The organism is Rhodococcus sp. 06-221-2 (assembly GCF_002258365.1).
Taxonomy (GTDB): domain Bacteria; phylum Actinomycetota; class Actinomycetes; order Mycobacteriales; family Mycobacteriaceae; genus Rhodococcoides; species Rhodococcoides fascians.
In genome coordinates this window covers 398,524-423,325 of record NZ_NOYJ01000016.1, presented here as the reverse complement: position 1 = coordinate 423,325, position 24,802 = coordinate 398,524, and the positions used below count along the sequence as shown (strand labels likewise).

General features: G+C 65.0%; 23 protein-coding genes. 10 read left to right on the top strand and 13 right to left on the bottom strand.

Translation table 11 applies throughout. The annotated features are described in order from the left end of the window. Positions 1 to 94: 94 nt before the first annotated feature. From CH281_RS09545 to glyA, 8 genes are read right to left on the bottom strand one after another with little or no spacing between them, the layout of a single operon-like run. Positions 95 to 1,477, bottom strand: a complete 1,383-nt coding sequence (locus tag CH281_RS09545) for an L-serine ammonia-lyase (RefSeq protein WP_094693923.1) — start codon at positions 1,475 to 1,477, stop codon at positions 95 to 97. Further along, positions 1,474 to 1,884 carry a glycine cleavage system protein H gene (locus CH281_RS09540; RefSeq protein ID WP_057472455.1) on the bottom strand — a complete coding sequence of 137 codons (411 nt, stop codon included), beginning with the start codon at positions 1,882 to 1,884 and terminating at the stop codon, positions 1,474 to 1,476. The genes CH281_RS09545 and CH281_RS09540 overlap by 4 nt, the downstream gene beginning before the upstream one ends. Beyond that, a complete protein-coding gene (folP, locus tag CH281_RS09535; protein ID WP_256983426.1) occupies positions 1,881 to 2,798 on the bottom strand; it encodes a dihydropteroate synthase in 918 nt (305 codons plus the stop codon). The genes CH281_RS09540 and folP overlap by 4 nt, the downstream gene beginning before the upstream one ends. 41 nt (positions 2,799 to 2,839) lie before the next feature. Next, the gene (locus CH281_RS09530; protein WP_094693921.1) at positions 2,840 to 3,418 is read right to left on the bottom strand and encodes a sarcosine oxidase subunit gamma; all 579 of its coding nucleotides are present in this window, start codon (positions 3,416 to 3,418) and stop codon (positions 2,840 to 2,842) included. Beyond that, positions 3,411 to 6,254 (bottom strand): 2Fe-2S iron-sulfur cluster-binding protein, encoded by a 2,844-nt coding sequence (locus tag CH281_RS09525; RefSeq protein WP_094693919.1) that lies wholly within the window; start codon positions 6,252 to 6,254, stop codon positions 3,411 to 3,413. Before CH281_RS09525 ends, CH281_RS09530 begins: the two co-directional genes overlap by 8 nt. Further along, positions 6,251 to 6,529, bottom strand: coding sequence for a sarcosine oxidase subunit delta (locus tag CH281_RS09520; RefSeq protein ID WP_027494732.1), 279 nt, complete (start codon positions 6,527 to 6,529; stop codon positions 6,251 to 6,253). The genes CH281_RS09525 and CH281_RS09520 overlap by 4 nt, the downstream gene beginning before the upstream one ends. A gap of 51 nt (positions 6,530 to 6,580) precedes the next feature. After that, positions 6,581 to 7,819 carry a sarcosine oxidase subunit beta family protein gene (locus CH281_RS09515; protein WP_094693917.1) on the bottom strand — a complete coding sequence of 413 codons (1,239 nt, stop codon included), beginning with the start codon at positions 7,817 to 7,819 and terminating at the stop codon, positions 6,581 to 6,583. Beyond that, positions 7,816 to 9,096 (bottom strand): serine hydroxymethyltransferase, encoded by a 1,281-nt coding sequence (glyA, locus tag CH281_RS09510; protein WP_094693915.1) that lies wholly within the window; start codon positions 9,094 to 9,096, stop codon positions 7,816 to 7,818. Before glyA ends, CH281_RS09515 begins: the two co-directional genes overlap by 4 nt. A 166-nt stretch (positions 9,097 to 9,262) precedes the next feature. Here glyA and CH281_RS09505 point away from each other — a divergent pair, with 166 nt between their 5' ends. Continuing rightward, positions 9,263 to 9,934, top strand: coding sequence for a GntR family transcriptional regulator (locus CH281_RS09505; protein ID WP_027494729.1), 672 nt, complete (start codon positions 9,263 to 9,265; stop codon positions 9,932 to 9,934). Here the strand turns inward: CH281_RS09505 and CH281_RS09500 are convergent. Continuing rightward, positions 9,918 to 10,853, bottom strand: coding sequence for a LysR family transcriptional regulator (locus CH281_RS09500; protein ID WP_027494728.1), 936 nt, complete (start codon positions 10,851 to 10,853; stop codon positions 9,918 to 9,920). The two genes, CH281_RS09505 and CH281_RS09500, sit on opposite strands and share 17 nt — an antisense overlap. 137 nt (positions 10,854 to 10,990) lie before the next feature. Between CH281_RS09500 and CH281_RS09495 the strand changes: the two genes are divergently transcribed. Next, positions 10,991 to 12,382, top strand: coding sequence for an SLC13 family permease (locus CH281_RS09495; RefSeq protein ID WP_094693913.1), 1,392 nt, complete (start codon positions 10,991 to 10,993; stop codon positions 12,380 to 12,382). A gap of 113 nt (positions 12,383 to 12,495) precedes the next feature. Beyond that, positions 12,496 to 13,632: a PrpF domain-containing protein gene (locus tag CH281_RS09490; protein WP_094694020.1), complete on the top strand. Its 1,137-nt coding sequence runs from the start codon at positions 12,496 to 12,498 to the stop codon at positions 13,630 to 13,632. Positions 13,633 to 13,643: 11 nt separating this feature from the next. On the opposite strand, the gene CH281_RS09485 is transcribed toward CH281_RS09490, so the two are convergent. Beyond that, positions 13,644 to 14,540: a LysR family transcriptional regulator gene (locus tag CH281_RS09485; protein WP_094693911.1), complete on the bottom strand. Its 897-nt coding sequence runs from the start codon at positions 14,538 to 14,540 to the stop codon at positions 13,644 to 13,646. A 182-nt stretch (positions 14,541 to 14,722) separates the two neighbouring features. On the opposite strand from CH281_RS09485, the gene CH281_RS09480 reads away from it, so the two are divergent. The 4 genes from CH281_RS09480 to CH281_RS09465 are packed head-to-tail and all read left to right on the top strand — an operon-like array spanning position 14,723 to position 19,877. Continuing rightward, positions 14,723 to 15,853, top strand: coding sequence for a PrpF domain-containing protein (locus CH281_RS09480; protein WP_048317095.1), 1,131 nt, complete (start codon positions 14,723 to 14,725; stop codon positions 15,851 to 15,853). Positions 15,854 to 15,898: 45 nt separating this feature from the next. Continuing rightward, positions 15,899 to 17,014: an ABC transporter ATP-binding protein gene (locus CH281_RS09475; RefSeq protein WP_094693909.1), complete on the top strand. Its 1,116-nt coding sequence runs from the start codon at positions 15,899 to 15,901 to the stop codon at positions 17,012 to 17,014. Further along, on the top strand, positions 17,011 to 18,771 hold the full coding sequence (locus CH281_RS09470) for an ABC transporter permease (protein WP_080966139.1): 1,761 nt from the start codon (positions 17,011 to 17,013) through the stop codon (positions 18,769 to 18,771). Before CH281_RS09475 ends, CH281_RS09470 begins: the two co-directional genes overlap by 4 nt. Continuing rightward, positions 18,771 to 19,877 (top strand): ABC transporter substrate-binding protein, encoded by a 1,107-nt coding sequence (locus CH281_RS09465; RefSeq protein WP_094693907.1) that lies wholly within the window; start codon positions 18,771 to 18,773, stop codon positions 19,875 to 19,877. Before CH281_RS09470 ends, CH281_RS09465 begins: the two co-directional genes overlap by 1 nt. Positions 19,878 to 19,931: 54 nt before the next feature. On the opposite strand, the gene CH281_RS09460 is transcribed toward CH281_RS09465, so the two are convergent. Then, positions 19,932 to 20,531 (bottom strand): TetR/AcrR family transcriptional regulator, encoded by a 600-nt coding sequence (locus CH281_RS09460; protein WP_032367890.1) that lies wholly within the window; start codon positions 20,529 to 20,531, stop codon positions 19,932 to 19,934. Positions 20,532 to 20,593: 62 nt separating this feature from the next. On the opposite strand from CH281_RS09460, the gene CH281_RS09455 reads away from it, so the two are divergent. Both CH281_RS09455 and CH281_RS09450 read left to right on the top strand, forming a co-directional pair. Further along, complete coding sequence (locus CH281_RS09455) at positions 20,594 to 22,129, top strand: acetyl-CoA acetyltransferase (RefSeq protein ID WP_256983424.1); 1,536 nt, start codon at positions 20,594 to 20,596, stop codon at positions 22,127 to 22,129. Continuing rightward, the gene (locus CH281_RS09450; RefSeq protein WP_032382313.1) at positions 22,113 to 22,922 is read left to right on the top strand and encodes an enoyl-CoA hydratase/isomerase family protein; all 810 of its coding nucleotides are present in this window, start codon (positions 22,113 to 22,115) and stop codon (positions 22,920 to 22,922) included. Before CH281_RS09455 ends, CH281_RS09450 begins: the two co-directional genes overlap by 17 nt. A gap of 97 nt (positions 22,923 to 23,019) precedes the next feature. On the opposite strand, the gene CH281_RS09445 is transcribed toward CH281_RS09450, so the two are convergent. Further along, on the bottom strand, positions 23,020 to 23,238 hold the full coding sequence (locus CH281_RS09445) for a hypothetical protein (RefSeq protein WP_094693903.1): 219 nt from the start codon (positions 23,236 to 23,238) through the stop codon (positions 23,020 to 23,022). A 137-nt stretch (positions 23,239 to 23,375) separates the two neighbouring features. On the opposite strand from CH281_RS09445, the gene bla reads away from it, so the two are divergent. Then, on the top strand, positions 23,376 to 24,305 hold the full coding sequence (gene bla / locus CH281_RS09440; RefSeq protein WP_094693901.1) for a class A beta-lactamase: 930 nt from the start codon (positions 23,376 to 23,378) through the stop codon (positions 24,303 to 24,305). A 2-nt stretch (positions 24,306 to 24,307) separates the two neighbouring features. Here bla and CH281_RS09435 read toward each other — a convergent pair whose 3' ends face one another. Continuing rightward, entirely contained in the window at positions 24,308 to 24,760 is a 453-nt protein-coding gene (locus CH281_RS09435; RefSeq protein ID WP_094693899.1) for a MarR family winged helix-turn-helix transcriptional regulator, read from the bottom strand. Between the last annotated feature and the right edge of the window lie 42 nt (positions 24,761 to 24,802).

Sequence of the window (24,802 nt, the reverse complement as noted above, 5' to 3'; positions counted from 1 at the left end):
CGACACAACGACGAGGGGCCCGTACCGAATCGGTTCGGGCCCCTCGTCGTTGTGTGGCGGTGGAGAAAGTTCTCGGCCTCTAGCACTCCACGCTCTAACATTCCACAAAATTCACCGGCACGTTGATCGCGAGGCCGCCGCTGGAGGTCTCCTTGTACTTCGAGTGCATGTCGGCCCCGGTGGAGCGCATCGTCTCGATCACCTGGTCCAGGCTGACGCGGTGGGTGCCGTTGCCGCGCAATGCCATCCGAGCCGCATTGATGGCCTTACCGGCCGAGATCGCGTTGCGTTCGATGCACGGAATCTGCACCAGTCCGCCGATAGGGTCGCACGTGAGACCGAGGCTGTGTTCCATCGCGATCTCGGCGGCGTTCTCCACCTGTTCGGGTGTGCCGCCCAGTACCTCGGCCAGACCGGCTGCGGCCATCGACGCCGCCGAACCCACCTCACCCTGGCAGCCCACTTCGGCACCGGAGATCGACGCCATCTCCTTGTAGAGCGACCCGATTGCGCCGGCGGTGAGCAGAAAGCGCACCGTGCTGCCGTCGGGATCGGCGACCCCGGCTGCGGTGTAGCGGGTCGCGTAGTGCAGCACGGCCGGGATGATGCCGGCCGCTCCGTTGGTGGGTGCTGTGACGATTCGTCCGCCGGAGGCGTTCTCCTCGTTGACTGCGAGGGCGACGAGATTGACCCAGTCCTCGGCGAATTCGCTCGAACGGTTCGGATCCTCGGCATCGAGCCGCAGGAACCAGTCCCGTGCTCGACGCCGCACTCCCAGCGCGCCGGGAAGGTAGCCGTCGCGGGAGATGCCGCGAACCTCGCACTCGACCATGACGTCACGGATGTGCAGCAACGCGTCCCGAATTTCCTCGTGCGTGCGGCGTTCGAGTTCGACTTCGGTCATGACGTCACTGATGCTGCAGCGTCGCCGCTCGCAGAGCTGGAGTAACTCCTTGGCCGACGCGAATCCGTTCGCGGAGGCGAGGGGTGCGACGGCCTCGACGCTTTCGGCCTCGGTCACCACGAAGCCGCCACCGACGGAGAAGTACACCTCGCTGTGCAGTTCGGTCGAATCTGCGGCGCGCGCAGTCAGTTTCATCCCGTTCGGGTGGAACGGCAGTACCGTCAACGGACGCAGCACGATGTCGTCGACCGCCAGGTCGGTCTCGCGGTGACCACCGAAGACGATTCGGCCGGTGGCCGCCATCGATGCCTGCCGTTCTTCCATGACCTCGGTCGTGATGGTCTCGGGCGCATGGCCTTCCAGCCCCAGCAGTACGGCGGTCATGGTGCCGTGGCCGGCTCCGGTCGCGGCCAGCGAGCCGTACAGATCGACCGCCAGCTCTCGAACGTCGTCGAACGCAGACATCGTCCGCAGGTCGTCGACGAATCGAGCGGCCGCGCGCATCGGTCCGACGGTGTGCGAACTCGAGGGGCCGACTCCGACGGAGAAGAGGTCGAAAACACTGATGGTCATGAGGTCGTCCGAACTGCGCCGGTCGGCTCGCGCATGGTCAGGTCGTCGAACGACGAGGCCGCAGGAGTCAGGACCGCGAACAGCCAGCCGGTATCGAGTGGATCGGCAGCGACGAGCGACGGGTCCTCGCGCACAGCGGGGTTGACGATCGTGACCATGCCGCTCGCCGGGGCGTACACCGTGACCGAGCCGGCGGAGGTGTGGATGGTGCCGCACGCATCACCGGCGGTGAGCACGGTACGTACCGACGGAAGATCGACGCCGACGATGTCGGCGGCGTCGGCCAACGCTGCCGGCGTCACCCCCACACGGCTCGGAGTCTGGGCGGGTGAGCCGAACGGGTCGACGGCCATCCAACCGTGCTCGGCGCTGAAGAGCCGACGGGCGGAGGAGAGGGATGCGGTCATGAGGTGGCCTCGGCATTCGTCGTGGATTGACCTGGGTGTGAGGGCAGTACGTCGAGCGACCGCACTGCCCGCATCACGGCCAGTGCGTCGATGGTGGCGGCGACGTCGTGAACCCGCAGGAGTGACGCCCCGTTCTGGGCCGCGATAATCGCGGCGGCGAGTGATCCGGCGAGTCGGCCGTCGACCTCTCGGCCGGTGATGGCACCGATCATTCCCTTCCGCGACAGACCCGCCATGATCGGTCGCCCGGCCGCGGTGAGCGCCCGAAGGCCCTGCAGCAGTTGCAGATTGTGTTCGAGAGTTTTCCCGAACCCGAATCCGGGATCGACCAGGATGCGGTACGCCGGGATTCCGGCCCGGATGCATTCGGCGGCCCGGTCGTCGAGGAACTGGCGGACCTCTGCCGTGACATCGCCGTACCGAGGGGAATGCTGCATCGTCGCCGGCTCGCCCTGCATGTGCGTCAGGCATACGGCAACGTCCAGTTCGGCAGCTGCGGCGAGTGCGCCCGGAAGACGAAGAGCACGAACGTCATTGATGACACTCGCCCCGGCGAGTACCGCCTCTCGCATCACCTCGGGCCGTGAGGTGTCGACCGACAGCGGTGTCGAGGTAAGCCTGGACAGGGCGTCGATCACCGGTACGACTCGTTCGATCTCCTCGTCGACGGTGGGTGGGGTTGCCCCCGGCCTGGTCGACTCACCGCCGATGTCGAGCAGTTCGGCACCCTCGTCGACCATCGACAGAGCATGCGCCACAGCACGATCCGAGTCCAGGAAGTGGCCGCCATCGGAGAACGAATCCGGGGTGACGTTGACGATCCCGCAGACGACCGGATGCGAGGTCGTCAGCCGGGTCAGCAGCCGGTCGCGGGCATCGGCTGCCCGGGTTGCCGTGGAGACGGTCGTGAGCACTGCGGTCACCTTTTCTCTCGCGTCGGGTTCGGTGGTCCGACTCAGCCGGCGTCGGTGTATTCCTCGGCCGCGTCGGTCAGCCAGGCTGCGAGATAGCGTGCGAACGACGAGCGCACCAGGATGCGATAGTCCGTTCCGGTGTCGTCACAGGCAATGAGAATCATGCCTGCCATCGCCAGCATCGTCTGTACCGTCGACCCGGCCGGGAAGACGCGGGGGTGCAGATCGATCGAGCACCCTTTCGCCAGCACGTCGCGGGCCCGGGAACCGCTCAGGCGCAGACTGGTTCGCTGTGCGGACACATCGGTTGCCGCACCGCGATGCTCACGAACGGCCGAGCCGAGACGGTGTTCGAGTTCGACCGGATCGAGGCCCGCTCCGATCACCAGCCACTCCTCCGGGCCGAGCCAGATCGCGGTGGTGTTCGTGCCCTCGGCGACGCGTCCGGGGCCGGGCAACTCGGTGCCGAGCTCGGTCGAGGCAGCGGCACCGCCCGGCCCGTTCGGGTCGACCCACAGGTCGATCCCGGCCAGGAACGGTTCCTCCACGATGCGTACAGCAGACGAGTCCGGCAGAACTGTTTCTGCGAGTGGGCTTCTGGCGGCGAGTCGGTCAGCCATCACGGCGGTTACCTTCCGGGTCGACGAGTACGGAGCCGGTGACTTCCACGGCGACGAGGGTGTCGCCCACCGGGACGTGCAGGATGTCGCCGAGTCGGTCACGCCCGGCCTCGAGCAGGGCCAGCCCGAACGGCCTGCCCAATTCTGCGCTGGCGTAACTCGACGTGACGTGGCCGAGCATCGGAACCGGAAGCTCAGGGAGGACGCCGCTCTCGGAGTGCTCGATGATCTGCGAGCCCTCGGGGAGGACGGTCTCCCGATCGACGGGCAGGAGCCCGACGAACTGCTTGCGCAACGGGTTCCGGTTCTCGGCACGGTCGAACGAGCGCTTTCCGATGAAGTCGAGCTTCTTCTTCGATACCGCCCAGCTCATACCGAGGTCCTGTGGGGTGACGGTCCCGTCGGTGTCCTGGCCGACGATCGGGTAGCCCTTCTCGGCCCGCAGTACGTGCATGGTCTCGGTGCCGTACGGGGTGATGCCGTACTTCTCGCCCGCATCGATCAGCCGCGACCACAGTGCGTGGGCGTGCCAAGAATCGATGTTCACTTCGAAGGCCAGTTCACCGGAGAAGCTGATGCGCGCCACGCGTACCGGCACACCGTCGACCGAGGCGTCACGCCAGGCCATGAACGGGAACGCTTCGTTGGAGACGTCGAGCTCGGGGAAGATTTCGCCGACGAGGTCGCGGGAGCGCGGTCCGACGACGGGGAACGTGGCCCACTGCTCGGTCACCGATGTCAGCCGAACCGCGAGGTGCGGCCATTCGGTCTGCAGCCATTCCTCCATCCAGTCGAGCATTCCTGCTGCGCCGCCCGTGGTGGTGAACACCTGGAATCGGTCGTCCGCCAACCGCATCACGGTGCCGTCGTCGATCACCATGCCGTCGGCACCGCACATCACGCCGTAGCGAACCATGCCGACCTTCAAGTTGCTCATCATGTTCGTGTAGAACATGTCCAGCACCACACCGGCGTCGGGGCCCTGTACGTCGATCTTGCCCAGTGTCGAACCGTCGAGCATGCCGACGCTTGCACGCACGGCCGCGCACTCGCGGAGCACGGCGTCGTGCATCTCCTCGCCGGGCAGTGGATAGTAGCGGGGCCGCTTCCACTGTCCGACGTCCTCGAAGACCGCGCCGCGGGCGACGTGCCAATCATGAACTGCAGTAACCCGTTCCGGGTCGAAGGCCATGCCGCGGTTGCGGCCGGCCAACGCCGCGAACGCCACCGGGGTGTACGGCGGGCGGAAGGTGGTGGTGCCCAGGTTCTCCACCGGCTTGTCGAGCAGTTCCGCCACGATGCCCGAGGACACCACACCGGAGGTCTTGCCCTGATCGTGCGCGGTGCCGATCGTGGTGTAGCGCTTGATGTGTTCCATCGACGACATGCCTGCACCGACGGCGCGGACCAGATCGGCCACCGTCGCGTCACGCTGCACGTCGACGAACTGGCTGTCGGCTCCGAAGTCGTCGCGCACCCGCCACAGCACCAGTGACTCGGTGCTCGGCACGGATTCGACTGCTGGTGGTGATGTTTCGGTGATGTCGAAGCCGAGACGGGTCAGCGCACCTGCCGCGGCCGAGTTACCGTCGCGGAGGCATCCGGCCAGCTCGAACACTCCCGAGGCCGACCCGGCGACACTGATGCCCTCGACGTCGTCCGCGGGAACGAACGCACCGAGTTCGCCGTCGTAGCGCAGCTTTCCGCGGGCCTGGCTGAACAGGTGGACGGCGGGGTTCCAACCGCCGCTGACGAGCAGCACGTCGCACGCCACGGTGTCGGTGGCACCGTCTGCACCGGTGACCAGTGCGTGGGTGACGCGGGTGTCGCCTCGGGTGCCGGATACGACGCTGCCGGTGCGCACCTCGATACCGCGCTCGCGGCACAGGCCGAGCCAGTGTTCCGGTGCCTCGGAGCGGGCATCGACGATGCGCGCGATGCGGACCCCGGCGTCGTGCAGATCGACGGCTGCCTTGTACGCGCTGTCGTTGGTGGTGAACACCACGGCCTCGGTTCCTACCGTCACGCCGTAGCGATGCAGGAACGTACGTGCACTGTGCGCCAACATTATTCCGGGTCGATCGTTGTCGGTGAAGACGACGGGACGCTCGTGGGCGCCGGTGGCCACCAGGATGTGACGCGAGCGAATACGCCAGACTCGCTGACGGCTCAGCGCTGCAGGAGCTTCCAAGCCCAGGTGATCGGTGCGGCGCTCGAGGGCGAGCACGAAGCCGTCGTCGTAGGAACCGAACGCGGTGGTGCGGCGCAGCAACGTCACGTCGGGGAAGGTCGACAACTCGGCCACCGCGTCGGCAACCCAGTCCAGGGCCGGCCGTCCGTCGATGACGTCGTCGGAGCCGAGCAGGGAGCCGCCGAACTCGCTCTGATCGTCGACGACGACCACGCGAGCGCCACTGCGGGCGGCGACCAGAGCTGCCGTCAGACCGGCCGGGCCGGCTCCGACGACCAACAGGTCGGCGTGGGCGTGCATGGCGTCGTACTTGGCGGAGTCGGAGATCTCGGCGAGTCGGCCTTGCCCGGGGATGCCGCGAGCGACCAGGCCGTCGTACAGCTCGATCGTCGTGGCGAGCAGCATCGGCTCGGGGAACGGCTCCTCGATCTGTACGAGCCCGCCGGTGTCCTCGGCCCATGCAGCGGTGAATCCACGGGGCCTGCCGAGCTTGATGCTGGTGGTGACCTGATGAATGCCGTTGGCGAGCAACGCAGATGCCAGCGTGTCGCCCGGGTGGCCCTGCAGGGCCGAGCCGCCGAACGTGAAGTCGAAGGTGCTCGTGCGGTCGATGCGGCCGCCGGATGCGGTGCGGAATGCGGTCATGGGTTCACCGGCTTCGGGTCGTCGAGGCGATAGACACTGTGGATTCGATAGGTGGCGGTGTCCCGCACGGCGTTGAACCAACGCCGACAGCCCGCGCTGTGGCTCCACCGTTCCGCGAAGAGCCCCTTGGGGTTGTCGCGGAAGAACACGAAGTGCGCCCACTGTTCGTCGGTCAGAGCCGAGGGATCTTCGGGGTAGGCGATGTGCGCCTGGCCGCCGTAGTGGAACTCGGTCTCTTCTCGACTCCCGCACCACGGGCATTCGATCAATTGCATTGCCACTCCAAGATTTCTCGTTCGGGTGCTGCGTGTGTCGGGGCGGAGAAACTAGTGCGCCACGCCTGCGGCACCGTGCTCGTCCACCAGCGCGCCGGTGACGAATCGGTCCAGACTGAACGGTGCGATGTAGTCGTGCACCTCGTCGTTGGCGATGGTGTCGGCCAGGCACCAACCGGCACCGGGGGTGGCCTTGAATCCGCCTGTACCCCAACCGCAATTGAGGAACAGGTTGTCGAACGGCGTGCGTCCGACGATGGGGGAGGCATCGGGGCAGACGTCCACGATGCCGGCCCAGGTGCGCAGCAGGTGCGCGCGAGCGAAGACGGGGAACAACTCCACCGCAGCCGCCATCTGCCGTTCGATGATGTGGAACGCACCGCGCTGGCCGTAGCCGTTGTAGGAGTCGACGCCTGCACCCATCACCAGTTCGCCCTTGTGGGCCTGAGAGACGTACACGTGCACGGCATTCGACATGACGACCGTGGGATGCACGGGCTCGAGCAACTCCGAGACGAGGGCCTGCAGCGGATGGCTCTGCAGCGGAGTCTTGATGCCGAGCATGTCCGTCAGCGTCGAGGTGTGCCCGGCTGCGCAGAGCGCGACCTGGCCGGTGGCGATGTCGCCACGCGTGGTCTTCACCCCGGTGACGCGGTTGCCGTCGGTGGTGAAGCCGGTGACCTCACAGTTCTGGATGATGTCGATACCGGCCGCGTCGGCGCGTCGGGCAAATCCCCAGGCGACGTAGTCGTGCTTGGCGATGCCGGCGCGTGGCTGGTACGTCGCACCGAGCACCGGGTAGCGAATGTCGCTGGAGATGTTGACGATCGGGCACAGCTTCTTGACCTCGTCGGGGTCGACCCACTGAGCGTCGATGCCGTTGAGTCGGTTGGCCTCGACGCGTCGCACGCTGTCGCGCACGTCCTGCAGGCTGTGCGCGAGGTTGAGGACGCCGCGCTGGCTGAACAGGATGGGGTAGTCGAGGTCGTCGGCGAGCCCTTCCCACAGTTTCAGCGAGTGCTCGTAGATGCGCGCGCTCTCGTCCCACAGGTAGTTGGACCGGATGAGGGTGGTGTTGCGCGCCATGTTTCCGCCGGCGAGCCACCCCTTCTCCAGCACAGCCACATTGGTGATGCCGTGGTTCTTGGCGAGGTAGTGCGCGGTGGCCAGGCCGTGTCCGCCGCCGCCGATGATCACGACGTCGTACGACTTCTTCGGCTCGGGGTTGCGCCACAGGAAGTCCGGGTGGTCGGGCAGATGTGCGCCCGGAGGGGTTGCGGGGGCGGTCATCGGTAGCCTTCCGTCAGGTCGGAGTAGAGGGGGAACTGCTCGGCGACGGCTTCGACCCGGATTCGCAGTGCATCGAGTCCGCGGTCGTCGGTGTCGGGACGCAACGCGTGGGCGATGACGTCGGAGACCTCGGCGAAGGCCGTGGCGTCCAGGCCGCGGGTCGCGAGGGCCGGGGTGCCGATGCGGACTCCGGAGCTCACCATGGGTGGCCGTGGATCGAACGGAACTGCGTTGCGGTTCACGGTGATTCCGACGTGATGGAGTCTGTCCTCGGCCTGCTTGCCGTCCAGTTCGGACTTGCGCAGGTCCACGAGAACGAGGTGGACGTCGGTGCCGCCCGAGACCACGTCGATGCCTGCGGCTGCTGCGTCGTCGGTCAACAGTCGATCGGCCAGGATCTTCGCGCCTTCGAGGGTGCGCTGCTGCCGTTCCCGAAAGTCCTCTTCGGCAGCGAGTTTGAAGGCGACGGCCTTGCCGGCGATGACGTGTTCGAGGGGCCCGCCCTGCTGACCGGGAAAGACCGAGGAGTTGAACTTCTTCGCCAGCGCGGCGTCGTTGGTGATGATGACGCCGCCGCGCGGTCCGCCGAGCGTCTTGTGCGTCGTCGAGGTGACCACGTGTGCGTGCGGTACCGGTGACGGGTGCAGTCCGGCGGCGACCAGGCCGGCGAAGTGCGCCATGTCCACCATCAGGTAGGCACCGACTTCGTCTGCGATGCGGCGGAATTCGGGGAAGTCGAGGTGGCGCGGGTAGGCGGACCAACCGGCCATGATCAGCTTGGGACGGTGCTCGTGGGCGAGGCGCTCCACCTCTTCCATGTCGACGCGGTGGTCGTGCTCGCCGACGTGGTAGGCCGAGACGTCGTACAACTTGCCCGAGAAGTTCAGCTTCATGCCGTGCGTGAGGTGTCCGCCGTGGGCGAGTGCGAGACCGAGAATCGAATCGCCCGGCTGCAGCAGTGCCGCCATGGCAGCGGCATTTGCCTGCGCACCCGAGTGCGGCTGCACGTTGGCGAACGACGATCCGAACAGGGCGTTGAGCCGGTCAATCGCGAGTTGCTCGATGACGTCGACGTTTTCGCATCCGCCGTAGTAACGCCGGCCGGGGTAGCCCTCGGCGTACTTGTTCGTCAGTACCGAACCCTGCGCCTGCATGACGGCCAATGGTGCGAAGTTCTCACTCGCGATCATTTCCAAGGTGTTCTGCTGGCGGCCGAGCTCGGCACTGATCGCGCGGTGCACCTCGGGGTCGAGATCGGCGAGTACTCGGTTCGTCACGCCTCTCGGGTGCGGTGCCGTCGCCGTCGGTGCGAAGTCCTGCGTCAAGATGGCCGCCCTTCTGGAAGATCAATGATCTGGAACTGATATATCAAGATGCCAATAGAGTAAGATCACAAAGCAGAGCCGTCAAGGGCGGGGCGTCGACCGGGAGTGAGCAGACAAGATGACGATCGAAATTCAGCCGGTGATGGATGCAACGCAGTTTGTCGGAACCAATGCCGATCGAGCCTACGAAATAGTGCGTGAGCAGCTGATCATGCTTGAAATTCGTCCCGGTGAACCGATCAACGACGACCGCCTGGCCGAGCAATTGGGGCTGGGGCGCACACCGATTCGTGAGGGTCTCAAACGACTCGAACGTGAGCGTCTCGTCGTCGCGTATCCCCGACGCGGAACCTTCGCGACCGCCGTCGACATGACCGACCTGGCCAACATCTCGGAGATCCGCAAGCAGCTCGAGCCGGCGGCCTCGGCTCGTGCGGCGCGGACCGCGACACGGGCGGCCCGAGACCGGCTGGCCGAGCTCGCGGCCTCCATCGCGAGCATCGACGACACCGACGATTCACGCGAGGTGCTGCGCAAAGATGTTGCGGTGCACCGAGAGATCTATCGGGCGTCGGGCAATCCTCACCTCGAAGACATTCTGGTCAGCCTCGACGCACACGCCACGCGCATCTGGTGCCTGTTTCTCGACCGACTGCCTAACGTGGCCGGCCATGTCCGTGAGCACGTCGTGTTGCTGCAGGCGATCATCGACGGCGATGCGGACACCGCGGCCGAACTGACCCTCGAACACGTCACCGGCTTCGAGAACGCCATCAGGGAACTGCTGTAGTCGCAGCTGCGATGCGCTCGGCCGCACCGCGCAATGCGGTCGAGATGGCATACATCGCCGGGGTGTACTGACGCCTGGCGAGTGACGCGATGTAGATGACGCGCGTCGGTACCCGATCCGTGTCGGGGAAGTCGATGGTGGTGACGTCGGGTCGATGGTGAATGACCGACAACCCGGGCACCATGGCGATGCCGACACCGGCAGCCACCATGGCCTCGATCTCCTGATAGTCGTGTGCCTCGTAGACGACGTCGGGCTCGAATCCTGCTACGCGACAACTGCGATAGAGAACTTCGGCAGCCGGGTGGTCGTTACTGCGGATGATCCATCGTGCGTCACGAAGATCGTGCAGCGACACATCGTGCTGCACCCGATCGTCGTCGATCGGCAGCAGCAGCACGGTCGGGTCTTCCATCAGCGGCTCGAGTGACAGTGATCGTTCGGCCTCTTCCGTCCAGGCATAGCTCCACAGCAGCGCCAGGTCGATTTCGCTCGAATGCAGCATGTCGAGCAACTGCGGGCGGACCGCCGATCGCACGCGGACGTCGACGCCGGGCCACCGCGAGTGGTAGTCCTTCAACGCGTCGGAGAGCAGCGACGCGCTGACCGTGGGAAACGAGCCGAGCCGCACCGAACCGCGTTCGAGCCCTCGGATCGCTTCGAGGTCGCCGCTCGCGGCGCGCATCTCCCGTCTGAACAAGCGGGCGCGGCTGGTGAGGATTTCGCCGGCTTCGGTGAGTTGTACGCCGCGTGGCAGGCGGGTCAACACCGGTTGTTTGATGCCGTGTTCGAGTTTGCTGATGCGCTGCGACGCCGCGGAGGGGGTCATGTTCGCCCGCTCGGCACCGGCCGTCAGCGATCCGGCCTCGGCGATGTCGAGAAGAAGAAACAACGTCACGACGTCGAAGGTGTGGTTCATGCGTCTATCTTTCAGCTGAGCTAAACGGCCAGGTAGCAAAACGATATTGTCCTAAAAGGCCGGCGTCAATAATGTGACTGGGACAACGTTCGAGTGCGGATGTAACCGAGCACCTACCAGCCACCTGAAAGACGCCCATGACCTCCATCGAGATCCTCCCGCTCATCGCATTGGTTGCGATGTTCGTGATCGCAACCTTCTTTCCGATCAACATCGGCATCCTCGGCTTCATCGGTGCCTTCGTGGTCGGATACTTCGCGCTGGGATTCGACGACAAGGAAATTCTGAACGAGTTCCCCAGCTCGATCGTGTTGACCATCGTCGGAGTCACCTACTTCTTCGGCATGGCCAAACGCAACGGCACCATCGATCTTCTGGTCAACAGCTGCATCCGAGCGGTGCACGGTCGAGTGACGGTGGTTCCGTGGGTGTTCTTCTTCGTCGCCTCGGTCCTGACTGCACTCGGTACCTTCAGCCCCGCCGCGGTGGCGCTCATCGTGCCTGCAGCCATGGCTTTCGCAGCTCGAACCGGCATGAGCCCGCTGGTCATGGGCATCATGGTCATCAACGGTGCCCATGCAGGCGCGTTCTCCCCGATCTCCGTCTCCGGTGTACTGGTTCGCGACATCGTCGAGAACAACGGCCTCGCCCTGAACCCGTGGACGCTGTTCTTCGCCAGCTACGGCATCAACCTGCTGCTCTCGGTGCTGACGGTTGTCGGCTACGCGGCCCTGGCCCGCATGAAGGGCTTCGAGTACACCGCAACGGGGTCCACCGATCCCGCTCCCGGCAGTGGCCCCGTCGGCGGAACGCCGGTCAAGACGTCCGTCCCCACCGGCGGCGGCACCGGCGGCGGCAGCTCGGCAGGAGGCAGCACCCAGGTGCTCACTCGTCCGACCACAACCACACTGGTCGACGCCCCGGCCCCGGTCACGTTCGTCCAGAAGCTCACGCTCTTCCTCATCGGCGCACTCCTGGTACTCGTTCTCGTACTGCACCTGCCGATCAGCTTCATCGCCATCGGAGCCGGAGCGGTCCTGGCGTTCACGGATCTGAAGAAGCAGAACGAAGCCATCGCAGACATCAGTTGGTCGACGGTTCTGCTGGTCGCCGGCATGGTCACCTACATCTCGATCCTGCAAGAAGTGGGCACCATCGATCACCTGGCCGAAATGGCGATCACCATCGGTGCTCCGATCATCGTGGCCATCGTGCTCTGCTACGTCATCGGCATCACCTCGGCGTTCGCGTCCTCCACCGCTCTGCTGGCCGCCGTCATTCCGCTGGCCATGCCGCTGCTGGGAACCGGTGCACTGCCGGTCGTCGGAGTCGTCGCTGCTCTGGCCATCTCGGCCACCGTCGTCGATGTCTCGCCCTTCTCCACCAACGGTGCGCTCGTGCTGGCCAACGCGCAGAACATCGAGCGCCCGCGCTTCTACCGTCAACTGCTGCTCAATGCAGGGCTCGTCGTCGCTATCGCGCCGGCCCTGTGCTGGTTGATCCTGGTGGTCGTGCCCGAGCTGTTCTGACCGGGACGCATGCGTTAAGCGCTCCTGCACGGCCTGAACATATTTCGTAATTGTGCTTGACCATCCTCTGTCGCAGGGTGGAAGCATCGGATCCTGATCGGAAGGCACACCAGATGTTCACTCTTCGTGGAACGTGGATGCGTGGAGGCACCAGCAAGTGCTGGCTGTTCAACGCGGTCGACATCGACCCGTACATCGCCGACGCCGGCGGTCTCGACAACATCCTGACCGCGGCCTTCGGATCGGGTGACCCGCGTCAGCTCGACGGTGTCGGGGGCGGCAGCTCCACCACCTCCAAGGCCGCCATCGTTCGACGCTCCAGCGCACCCGGTATCGATGTCGACTACCTGTTCGCTCAGGTCGCCATCGAGAACCGCACCGTGGAGTGGGGCAGCAACTGCGGAAACTGTGCGACGGCAATCGGCCTCTACGCCGTGCAGACCGGTCTCGTCGCCGTGGACGACCACGTCACCGTGGTCCGGATGCGCAACGAGAACACCGGCGCAATTCTGGCGGCGGAGATCGCGACCCCCGGCGGACGCATTCCTGCCGAGGGCGACGCGTCCGTCCCCGGCACCACGGCTCTCGGCGTCCCGGTGGGGTTGACCTTCACCGATCCGGCCTCGGATCGAGTGACGATGCTTCCCACCGGTGCCGAGGTCGATCGAGTCGCTCTCGGCGGCAACGAGTTCCGCGGAACATTCGTTCGAGCGGGTGCGCCCGCCGCATTGTTCGACGCCGCCGATTTCGGGCTGACCGGGTCGGAGACGAACGATGTCGTCGCCGCTCACGTCCCCACTCTTATCGCGCTACGCCGACAGGCCGCTCTGCGGATGGGGCTGAGCAAACCCGAAGAACCTGTCTCGCATGCCATTCCGAAGGTCGGGATCGTCGGCCCGCCGCGGGAGTACGTGACGACGACGGGTGAGCGCGTTGCCGCCGCCGACTACGACATCTCGGTACGCATGCTCTCGATGATGGCCCCGCACCCGGCGATCGGACTGACCTCCGCGGTGGCCGTGGCCGCAGCGGCGACGGTCATCGGTGGGGTCGTCACTGCCAACGCAGGGTCCGGCCGTCCGGGAACCATCCGAATCGGTACCGCCGCGGGAGTGCTCGAGGTCGACTACACGGTGGACGCCAACGGGTTACTGCAGTCGGTCACCCTGCACCGCGCAGTGCGACGCATCGCCACCGCAGACCTCTTCGTGGTGCCGATGCCGGCTCTGGTCGGTGCCGTCTCCGCCTGAGGTCGCGGCTTTCAGAACCGGGCGGCGACGTCCTGAAAGATTCTCAGCAGTACGGTGGCGCTCGGCGACAGCTTCTGCTCCGCCAAGTGCGCCAACAGGATTCGACGTGACGGCGCGCCCGTCAACGGGACCAATCGGACATCGTCACGGATGTTGGACAGCGCCATGCGCGGTGCGAACGAGACGCCCAGATCCACTGCCACCATTGCCTGCGCCTCCTGGTAGTCGTTCGCGGCGAACGAGACGGTGGGGGAGAAGCCCGCAGCGTGACATGCGCGCTCGAGCGCTGCACCGACCGGATGAGTGTCTTCCCGGGTGATCCACTGCTCGTGTTCCAGCTCGGTCATGTCCACCGAAGCGCGTTCGGCCAGATGGTGATTGACTGCGACGACCAACATCGGTGGGTCGACGATGAGCTGGTGCACCGTCAGATCCGAGTCGGTGATTCTGGCCCACTCGTAATCCCAGAGCAGAGACAGCTCCACCTCGCGGGTATCGAGCATTCCCCGCAGTCCTGCGAACCGCGAGCTGCGCACGGTCAATGCGACGGCGGGGTACCGCGACTTGAACAGCTTCACCACCGGAGGTAGCAAGCTGGCACCGGCCGTCGGGAATGTGCCGATTCTCAAGGTCCCGGCGCGTAGACCGGACAGATCTTCGAGTTCGTTACGCGCAGCGAGTAATTGAGTCTCGATCCGTTCGGCGTGCCGGACCAGCACTTCGCCGGCCTCGGTCAGGCGCACCCCGCGAGCGTGTCGTTCGAGCAGGGGTTGACCGGCCTCGAGTTCGAGCTTGCTCAGTTGCTGCGATACAGCAGATGTAGTGAAGCTCAATCGAGTTGCGGCCGCAGTGATGGACCCGGTGCGCACCACCTCTACCAAGAGCAGTAGGCGTCGGGTGTCGAACACGATCGAACCACCTTTAAGTGAAAGTTAAGGGATCTCGACTTTTTCGTAATTGTACTCGACGGCTGTGTGATGCAGGCTATGTACAGCAACCGCACGAGAGCTGCGTCACACGAACGCACCGCTCCCTCGAATGTTCAACTCCAAGAACCTTTTCGAGAGTAACGATCGGAAGGTATCCGAAAATGTATTCACTGCGTGGCACGTGGATGAGGGGCGGGACCAGCAAATGCTGGCTCTTCAGCTCCGTCGATGTCGAGCCACTGATCGAACAGGCAGGATCTCTTGACGAGATTCTGGTCTCCGCCTTCGGATCCGGCGACCCCCGCCAGCTCGACGGCGTCGGTGGCGGCAGCTCGACCACCTCGAAGGCGGCCATCGTCAGCAGGTCCTCCGAGGACGGAATCGACGTGGACTACCTCTTCGCGCAGGTCGCCATCGATGACCGAAAGGTGGAGTGGGGCAGCAACTGTGGTAACTGCGCCACCGCGATCGGCCTGTACGCGCTTCAGCAGGGACTGGTGGCGGTCGATCCGGTCACCACCGTCGTGCGGCTGCGTAACCGCAACACCGGTGCCGTGCTGCTCACCGAGATCGATACACCGGGGGGCGTCGTTCCGTCCGAGGGATCCGCCCAGGTTGCCGGAACGTCGGCCCTCGGTGTTCCGGTCGGACTGACGTTCGTCGACCTCGGTGCCGATCGCACTCGGTTGCTCCCCACCGGATCGGTGCAGGACACCGTGGAGCTGCACGGATCGCACTACCGCGGCACCATGGTGGTCGCCGGCGCTCCCGCTGCGCTGTTCGATGCGGCCGACGTGGGCATGACCGGAGCGGAGTCGAATGCCGAACTGATGGAACGTGTTCCGTTGCTGGTCGAACTGCGGCGCGCATCGGCTCTGCTCATGGGCCTGTCGCGCCCGGAGGACCCCATCACTCATGCAGTGCCGAAGGTCGGCATCATCGCTCCGCCGGTGGATTACCACCTCGAAGACGGAACGCTCGTCTCGGCCGGTGAGTACGACGTCTGCGTGCGGATGCTCTCGATGATGGCACCGCACCCGTCCATCGGCCTGACGTCGGCAGTGGCGGTGGCCGCAGCCGCGACCGTGCGCGGCGGGGTGGTCGATCGAGTCGTCGACGGCACCGCTACCTCGACCCTACGGCTGGGGACACCGGCAGGTGTGTTGGCCGTCGACGTCGACATCGCTGCGGACGGCAACCTCACCAGCGTGACCCTGCACCGCGCTGCCCGACGCATCGCGACGGCAGAATTGTTCGTTTCCGCTGCGGCGAGGGCACTTTCGATCGGATAGCTCGACCAGTGAACACGGCTTCGACGACTGAAGAAAAGGAAGATCATGAAGGTTAGCATCGAGAATCTGAGCCTCGCATACTCGGGAAACACTGTGGTCCGAGACCTGGACCTGGAGATCGCCGACGGAGAATCCCTGGTGTTACTGGGCCAGTCGGGTTGCGGTAAGACGAGCACGATGCGCTGTGTCGCAGGGCTGGAGACCCCCAGCGCGGGGCGTATCACCATCGGTGATCGCGTCGTCCACGACTCGCACAAGAACAAGACGATCCCACCGCACAAGCGCAACGTGGGCATGGTCTTCCAGTCCTACGCGGTCTGGCCGCACCGGACTGTCTTCGACAACGTGTCGTTCTCGTTGAAGATGCAGAAGGTGAACAAGACCGAGATGAACCAGCGCGTCCTCGAAGCCCTCGACCTCGTCGGGTTGGGCGAAATGGCCCACCGCGGAGCAAGCTTGCTCAGCGGCGGTCAGATGCAGCGGGTGGCGCTGGCTCGGTCGTTGGTGATGCGCCCCAGCGTGCTCCTCCTCGACGAGCCGCTGTCGAACCTCGATGCCCGACTGCGCGAACGACTTCGGATGGAATTGCGAGAGCTTCAGCTCCGACTCGGACTGACTACCGTCTACGTCACGCACGATCAGGTCGAGGCATTCGCCCTTGCGGACCGAATCGCGTTGATGCAGAACGGCCGAATCGTCCAGATCGGTACCCCCGAGGACATCTACACCTCGCCGATGTCCGCCTCGGTGGCCGAGTTCCTCGGTGTCGGCAACATTTTCCGCGCCACGGCTGCGTCGGGACCGCGCTCGACGATGGAGCTGACGGACTTCGGACAGATTGCAGTGTCGGTCGACGCAGCTTCGGCCGCCGAAGGGCCCGTCGTGGTGTGCTTGCGGCCCGAGGATCTGTTGGTCACCCCCTTGGATGATGTCGAGCCCGAGGGCCAGTCCTGGATGGGCACAGTCGATGTCGCCAGCTACCAGGGGGCGTCCATTCGGTACCGCGTCACACTGGACGACGGCCCCGAGATCGAAGCCGTCGCCACCGGACACGCCAGCCGAATCCTGGGAATGGGAGAACGCGCACGGGTCACAGCAGTAGCCGGCGGAGCTCAGGTTCTCGTCGACGATCGCGTCGCCTCCGAGGCGGTGCCGGTATGAGCGCTCCCACCGACAATCGGCCCGTCACCACGACGACGCCGCCGGTCGACACTCCCGCACCCCAACGCAGGCCCGGTCTGAAGAAGTGGATTCCGACGCTTCTGCAGTTGGCTCTGCTCACCGTGATCGTGCTGTTCCCGATGTTCTTCATCGTGATGGGCGCATTCACCGACAACGCCGAGCGCACCTCGCTGTTCGACTTCGGCAACTTCACCCTCGACAACTTCTCGCTGCTCGGATCCTCGACCGCGCAGAGTGCCCTGTGGAATTCGGCATTGGTGGGGATCGGGTCCTCGATCGTCGCCCTGGCGATCGGGTGCACGCTGGCTTTCCTGGCCGCCCGCACCAACGTGCCGGGGCGAAAGATGATCTACGGCATCGGTATCGCCCCGCTCTTTCTCCCGGCACTCGTCGGCGCACTGGCGTGGGCATTGCTGGCCGGACCGGCCACCGGCTACATCAACCTGGTGCTGACAGCGATCGGCCTGCCCGGGTTCATCGACATCTACAGCTTCGGCGGCATGATCTTCATCCTCGGCATCTACTACGCGCCGTACCCGTTCCTGATGGTCCACTCCGCACTGTCGTTGATGAACCCCGACCTAGAGGACGCCGCCAGCCTGCACGGTGCCAAGCTGACGAAGATGCTCAGCAAGATCACCTTCCCGCTCGTCATGCCTGCCGTGATCGGTTCGGGAATCCTGGTTTTCGCACTCACCGTGGAGAACTTCCCGGTCGCACAGGTGATCGGTGTTCCCGGTGGAGTCGACACTCTGCCGACTCTGATCTACCGGCTGATGAACGCGTCGCCGGCCCGCGGTAACGATGCCGCTGCTGTCGCCGTCGTACTGACCGTCCTGCTGGTTGCCGTCGTCGCATTCCAGCAGCGCGCGATGAGCAGCAAGGAATACACCACCGTCAGCGGCAAAGGTGTTCGGGCGCGCCAGGTTCCGCTGCGCGCATGGCGTATCCCGGCTGCAGTGTTCGCGTGGGTGTATTTCGCCCTCGCCGTTCTCCTGCCGCTCATCGCCCTGGTGTTGGCTGCGCTGCAGACGAGCCCGTACGTCGCGAACATCGGTCAGCTCTTCGACTCGGGGGCCCTGTCGTTCTGGGGACTGGGAGAAACGTTGCGCAGTGCCGACTTCCACAGTGTGATGACCAACAGTGTCATCGTCGGTGTCGCCACCGCCGCCATCGGTACCGCGTTCTGCTTCGCTTTGGCGTACACGAGGTATCGCACGAACGCTCCGGGCCGAAAGCTGTTGGAGTACCTGGCGATGCTGCCGCTGGCCGTTCCTGCCATCGTGCTCGGGCTGGGTCTGCTGTGGACGTGGCTGGCGCTCCCGCTTCCGATCTACGGAACACTGGCGGTGCTGGTGATCGCGTTTGTCGCTGTCACCATTCCCCAGGGCTATCGCGGTGTATCGGCGTCGATCATCCAGTTGGACAAGGACTTGGAAGACAGCGCCGTCATGTTGGGTGCACGACGGCATCGGGCGATCTCGTTCGTCACCGCGCCGCTGCTCAAGGTCGGACTGTCCTCGACGTTCCTGTTGCTGTTGATGCTGTCCATGCGTGAGCTCACCGCCGCGCTGTTCCTGTTCACCTCCGACACCCGGTTGCTGTCGATTGCGATCTTCGACGCCTACGACAACGGCTCGTTCCAGTCGGCGGCCGAGTTGAGTCTGCTGTACTGCGTCGTGATCGGTGTGCTCGCAATCCTCTCGCGTCGCTTCGGATCCAAGGAAACTGTCTGATGAGAAAATTGGTCACAGCAATCGCGCTGGGTGTCGCAGTGGCAACGGCCACGGCTTGCTCGCCGCCACCCGAACGGCCCGCTCTGGCTCGGGCGGCGGAGGAGATCATCACCGACAACGGTCTCGTCATCGACGGCGAACAGATCGCCGATCCGGATCTGTGGACGCGGGCCCAGGCCGAGGGTGGCATCACCCTGTACAGCGGCTACACCGCGGTCACCGAGGCGACGGTGCTGAAGAACTTCGAGAAGGACACCGGACTCGACGTCAAGCTCGTGCGACTCACCCCGAACCGGCTGTACGAGCGACTGGTGGCCGAGTACGGTGCCGGCCGTCTCGACGCGGACGTCGTGCGCATCTCCGATGCCGGCTTCGTCAGCGGACCGAGCGAACGTGGTGTGTTCCAGCCCTATACGCCGCCGACAGCTACCGAGCTGCAGGACGACGTGGTGTTCGACGGTGGGAACTACTACCGGACGTTCGACCCGATCTACACGATGGGCTACAACAGCGCACTCATCGAGGGCGACGACAGGCCGACCTCGTGGGCGAATCTTCTCGACGATCGGTGGAAGGGCAATCTCGGTATCGCTCAGGCCGGCGCCGGCGGTAGCGCACTGGCACTGACTCGGTTCCAGCGCGAGGTCCTCGGTGACGACTACCTCCGTGAGTACTCGTCGGAAGCAAGGGTGTTCGACTCGATCGGAGCTCAGCTCGATGCGCTGGCTCGAGGCGAGATCGAAGCAGGGACCGTGGTGGTGAGCAGCGTCAATATCGCCAACAACGAGAATGCGCCGGTCAACTTCGTGGTACCGGAGGAGGGGCTCACCGCCTACGACTACTACACCGGTGTCGCGTCCACTGCGAAAAACATTGCGGCCGCGCAGGTATTCATGAACTGGAACCTCTCCAAGAGGGGACAACAGGTGTTCAGCGATCTCGGTGAGTACTCGGTGCGCAACGACATCGACCCGCCGGTGATCCGCGGAATCGAGCTGCCGAAGTTCACCGACCCCAAGGTCAACCGGATCACGCAGTCGGAGTCGATCGAGAATTCGGCCGACGACCAAGAGGCCTGGAACGCGATCTTCGGTTACAACGAATAACGGGTCGTGCGCGTTTTGCGCACCTCCAGGTACGCAAAACGCGCACGACCGGAGCTACACACCACCGAGGACCGCGTCGACCAGACTTTCTGCGTAGACGCGGTCCTCGGTGTCGCCTCGATCGGCATCGGTGTGATGCGAGAAGATGACATGGCTGAGAACCGCTCCTGTCACGAGTTCGAGAATCCTGGTGGTATCGGCCGACTCGGGTAATTCGCCCCGTTTCTGGGCTCGGTGCACGATCAGCCGGGCCGCAACCAGTCGGCTTCGGTTGAGTGTGTCGATCATGTGCCCGAGTAGATCGGGGTGCACCCGCGCATCGAGGGCGACGCGCAGGCTGACGAGACCGGCCGTTCCTCGGTAGCCCTGCAAAAGCTGCACCGCCAATTCGACGAGATCCGCCCGCAGGTTGCCGAGGTCGATCGGTGTCGCGAGCGGACTTCGAGCTTCCAGCGCATCGACGACCAAGGCCCCCTTCGATTCCCAGCGTCGGTAGAGCGCCGCCCTGCCGACGGACGCGCGGCGAGCAACGGCGTCGAGCGTGAAACCCGACCAGCCTTTCTCCCAGTAGACCTCGAGCACTGCGTCGTAGACGCGGTCCTCCAGATCGGGATCACGCGGCCTGCCCCGTCGGCTCGTGGTTTTGTCGGTCACCCAGGGATTGTGGCACCTACCCGGCATTGCGGACAATCTGTGTCTGTAATAGGTTCCCGGTCATGAGTTCTGTACGCCACGAGGCGTCGACGGTGGATCCGAGACGTGTTCCGGTGATCGTGGCTATCGGTGAGACAAGCGGCCGCGGCGAACCCATGGGCGTCGAACCCATGGAACTGATCACGCGCGCTGCCACCGAGGCACTTCAGGATTCGCCGACGTCGGAGCCGTGGATTTGCAGAGCGGACAGCATCACGTTCTGCCACATCGCCAGCTGGGCTTACGCCAGTCCCGCCGCTGCGCTGGCCCGTAGATTCGGTGCCACCCCCACAGATGTGTTCGACGCGCCGATCGGTGGCCAGTGGCCCGCGCGCCTTCTCGATCGCGCAGCCTCGCGCATTGCGTCCGGGGAGTCGACGGTAGCGGTGATCGCGGGCGGTGAAGCGCAGGCCTCGATGGGCGCCTTGGTCAAGGCCGGGCGAGAGCCCGTGCGGGATGGGGGATGGAGCGCGGACCCGGGAGGTCCGCCCACCTTCGACCTCGATCAACTCGGAAGTGCCGCAATGCAAGAGGCCGGACTGATCACTCCGGTTCGGATCTATCCGTTGTTCGAGAGCCGCTTCAGATTCGAGGCCGGACTGGATCCGGAGTCTCGACTGGTCGAGTGCAGCGACGTTTATGCGGAGTTTTCCGTTGTCGCCCAGAAGAACCCGTACTCGTGGAACGGGCGAGTGCGGACGGCTGCCGACATCGGCACGCCGTCGCCGAAGAACCGCATCGTGTGCGAGCCGTATCCGTTGTCGATGAACGCCATGCCCTTCGTCGACCAGGCGGCGTGCATCGTGGTGACCAGCTTGGCCGAAGCCCGAGAACGCGGTGTCCCCGAGGGCGACCTCGTGTTCGTCTGGGGCGGTGCGGGTGCCGAGGATTCGGTCGACATTCTCGACCGCAGCGATTTCGGCCGGTCTCCAGCGATGGAGGATGCGATGGACCGAGCCTTGCGCGCCGCAGAGATCGGAGTCGAACAACTCGACGCGGTCGATGTGTACAGCTGCTTCCCGATCGTGCCGACCCTCGCCACCCGACACCTCGGAACGCCGAAATCATTGGTACCCAGTGTGACCGGTGGTCATTCGTCCTTCGGTGGTCCCCTCAGTAGTCATTCGCTGCATTCGATCACCGCATCCGTCCGCGAGATTCGCGGCGGCAAGAACTGCGCACTGGTGCACGCGAACGGTGGCTATATGACGTATCACCACTCGGTGCTGCTCGGTGGCGACCAGCACCCACAGGGCTACGTAGGAAATCCCGAACCCGCAGTGCTGACGCCGGATTCACCGCCTCGTGCACCTGTACAGGACGGGACTCTCGTGGTGGAGACAGTGTCCGTCGAGCATTCTCGGCAGCAGGAACCGAACCAGGCGTTCCTCGTCGCGAGAGACGAACGCGGGCGACGCGTCGCCGCGCAGACGGCACCCGGGGACACGGTCAGCGCCCGTGCGCTGTCTCTGTATCGAACCGACCCGGCACGCGAAATCATCGGGACCACAGTCACTGTCGACACCATCGAGGGGAACATCTGTGTCCGAAGCAGCTAGCACCGAACCTGTCGTACTGACCAGGCGGGAAGGTCACGTACTCGTCGTCACCATCAACCGACCGCGAGCTGCCAACAGCATCGACGCCCGCGTGCACACGTTGCTCGGGGAGGCGTGGGAGTCCGCCGAGGCAGATCGAGACATCCGAGCCATCGTCCTGACCGGCGCGGGATCGGCGACTTTCTGCGGCGGTGCCGATCTGAAGGCCCTCGGCACCGGAGGGCCCGGCGCGGTGACCCCGCCCGAGACCGAACACTGGGGGTTCGCCGGCATTGTGCAACACCCGATCTCGGTCCCGGTCATCGCGGCCGTGAACGGGTCGGCGATGGGAGGAGGAACCGAGATAGCTCTGGTCTCGGACATGGTCGTCGCGTCGGACACGGCAGTGTTCGGCCTGCCCGAGATCCGGCGTGGTCTCATCGCCGGTGCAGGTGGCGCTTTTCGGCTGATGTCCGCGGTGCCGGAACACATTGCCCTGGAGATGATCTTGACCGGACAGCCGATCTCCGCGCAGGAAGCCGCACGGTGGGGATTGGTCAACAGAGTTGTGGCCCCGACCGAGGTCCTCGACACCGCACTCGAACTCGCTCGGCTCTGCGCGGAAGGCGCTCCGCTGGCGGTGCGCGCATCCAAGCGTCTGGCCCGACGTATCACCGACGGTGCCATCGCGCACGAGAAAGATTCGTGGGCACAGAACCGTCAGGAATTGGATCGACTCACCACCACGCAGGACGTCGTCGAAGGAATCACCGCATTCCTGCAGAAACGCGATCCGACATGGACCGCGCAGTGAGCGCACGGCCGTGAGCGTGGGAAATCCCGCCCGTACTTAGACGGCTACAGGGCGGGAGGCACCGTCGAAAGTCGAGTGATCCTCCCGCAGTGTCCCTCTATCTGGCAGTGACCTGCTCGTGCTCGTCGCTTGTGGGATTCTCGGTCCAGGGATTGGCTTCCCAGGCGAAATTCAGTCCGAAGACGACGCCCGCACCGGCCAGCACCATCGATGCGGCTCGCCAGATCGGGATGTCTCCGCCGACGCCCCAGAGAATTGCCAGCGCGACGATGGCACCGACGACGGGGCTCAATATCGCGCGTGTGGTGGCGTTCATGAAGTGCCTCCTGATTGTTGTCGTCCGGGCGGCTCGTTCGAGCTCGATGGAGCTCTCCGTTACTGCTGGGCCGAAAGCGGAATGGAAGGCCGAGGGGCCAGTAGCTACGTACCCAGGTTCTGTGATCGCATGACCCCATGCGTACCTCGACATCCACCCGACTGATCACCGTGATCGCGGCGGCAACGTTGACGGCAGGCGTCGCGTGCTCCTCGACGGCCACTACCGAACCACCGCAATCCGCAGCGAGTACATCTCGGACCGCGACCGATCAGGCTGTGGCCGAACAGCCATATTCTCAGCTCGAGGCGAGGGACAGCGCTCGGCTCGGCGTCAGCGCACTCGATCTCACGTCCGGATCCATCCAGAGTTATCGCGGTGACGAACGTTTCGCGTTCTGCTCGACGTTCAAGGTGTATGCCGTCGGTGCCGTACTCGCTGCCGTCGACGCAGGCAGGCTGCAGCTCACCGACACCAGAACAATCGCCGCAGAGGACAAGGTGCCCGAGTCGGCCGTCGATTGGGCACCCGGCTCGGTCGTCACCATCGCAGATCTCGCCTCCGCTGCGTTGACGAAGAGCGACAACACATCCGGCAACCTGCTGATACGTGAAGCAGGTGGCACAGCGGCGCTCACCGACTTCGCGCGATCGCTCGGCGACACCGAATTCCGCCTCGATCGCATCGAGCCGGAGTTGAATACGGCCATCCCCGACGACCCTCGGGATACCACCACTCCGAACTCGATGGCCGCCGGCTATCGGACCCTGCTCGACGGCGACGCACTGACGCAGGCATCACGAGAGCAGTTGCTGGACTGGATGGCCGGCACACAAACCTCCACGGCCCGCTTCCGCGCGGGCATTCCCCCTCAGTGGACGTCGGCCGACAAGACCGGAACCGGTAGCTACGGTGTCTCCAACGACGCGGGCCTGGTGCTCGGACCCGAAGGTAAGAAGATTCTGCTCGTCGTCCTCAGTGCTACGACGTCGGGTGCGGAGGACTCACCGGCCATGAACGCCCTTGTCGCCGATACGACTCGGACGGTCGTCGAACAGCTGGATTGACGTCAGTTCTCGGATCGGCGGACGGCGTCGACGAGGGGGACGAGATCCGGTTCACGTGCTGCGTCGTCGAGGGCCTCACGCAGGGCCGCGTCGTTGGTCGGCCGCGCTGCCTCGAGCAGAGCCAGGCCTTCGTCGCTGACGTCGGTGTAGATGCCTCGGCGGTCGGTGGGGCAGAGATAACGGGTGAGTAGCCCGCGGTCCTCTAGGCGGGTGACCAGGCGGGTCGTCGCACTCTGGCTCAGTACGACGGCGTCGGCCACCTGCTTCATCTGCAGGTGTCCGCCCACGCCGTCGTGCTGACGTGCCAGGACGTCGAGCAGCCAATACTCGCGAGCGCTGAGGTTGTGGCCGGCCTGCAGAGCCTTCTCGATACGGCTCTCGATGCGACCGTGCAGGACCGACAACGCCAGCCAGTTCTGGGCCAGCGCCGTCAGGGCGGGGTCCTTCGCCGTCATTGCTGCGCCTTCCGTGCCGATGCTGGTACAGCCACCGTACAG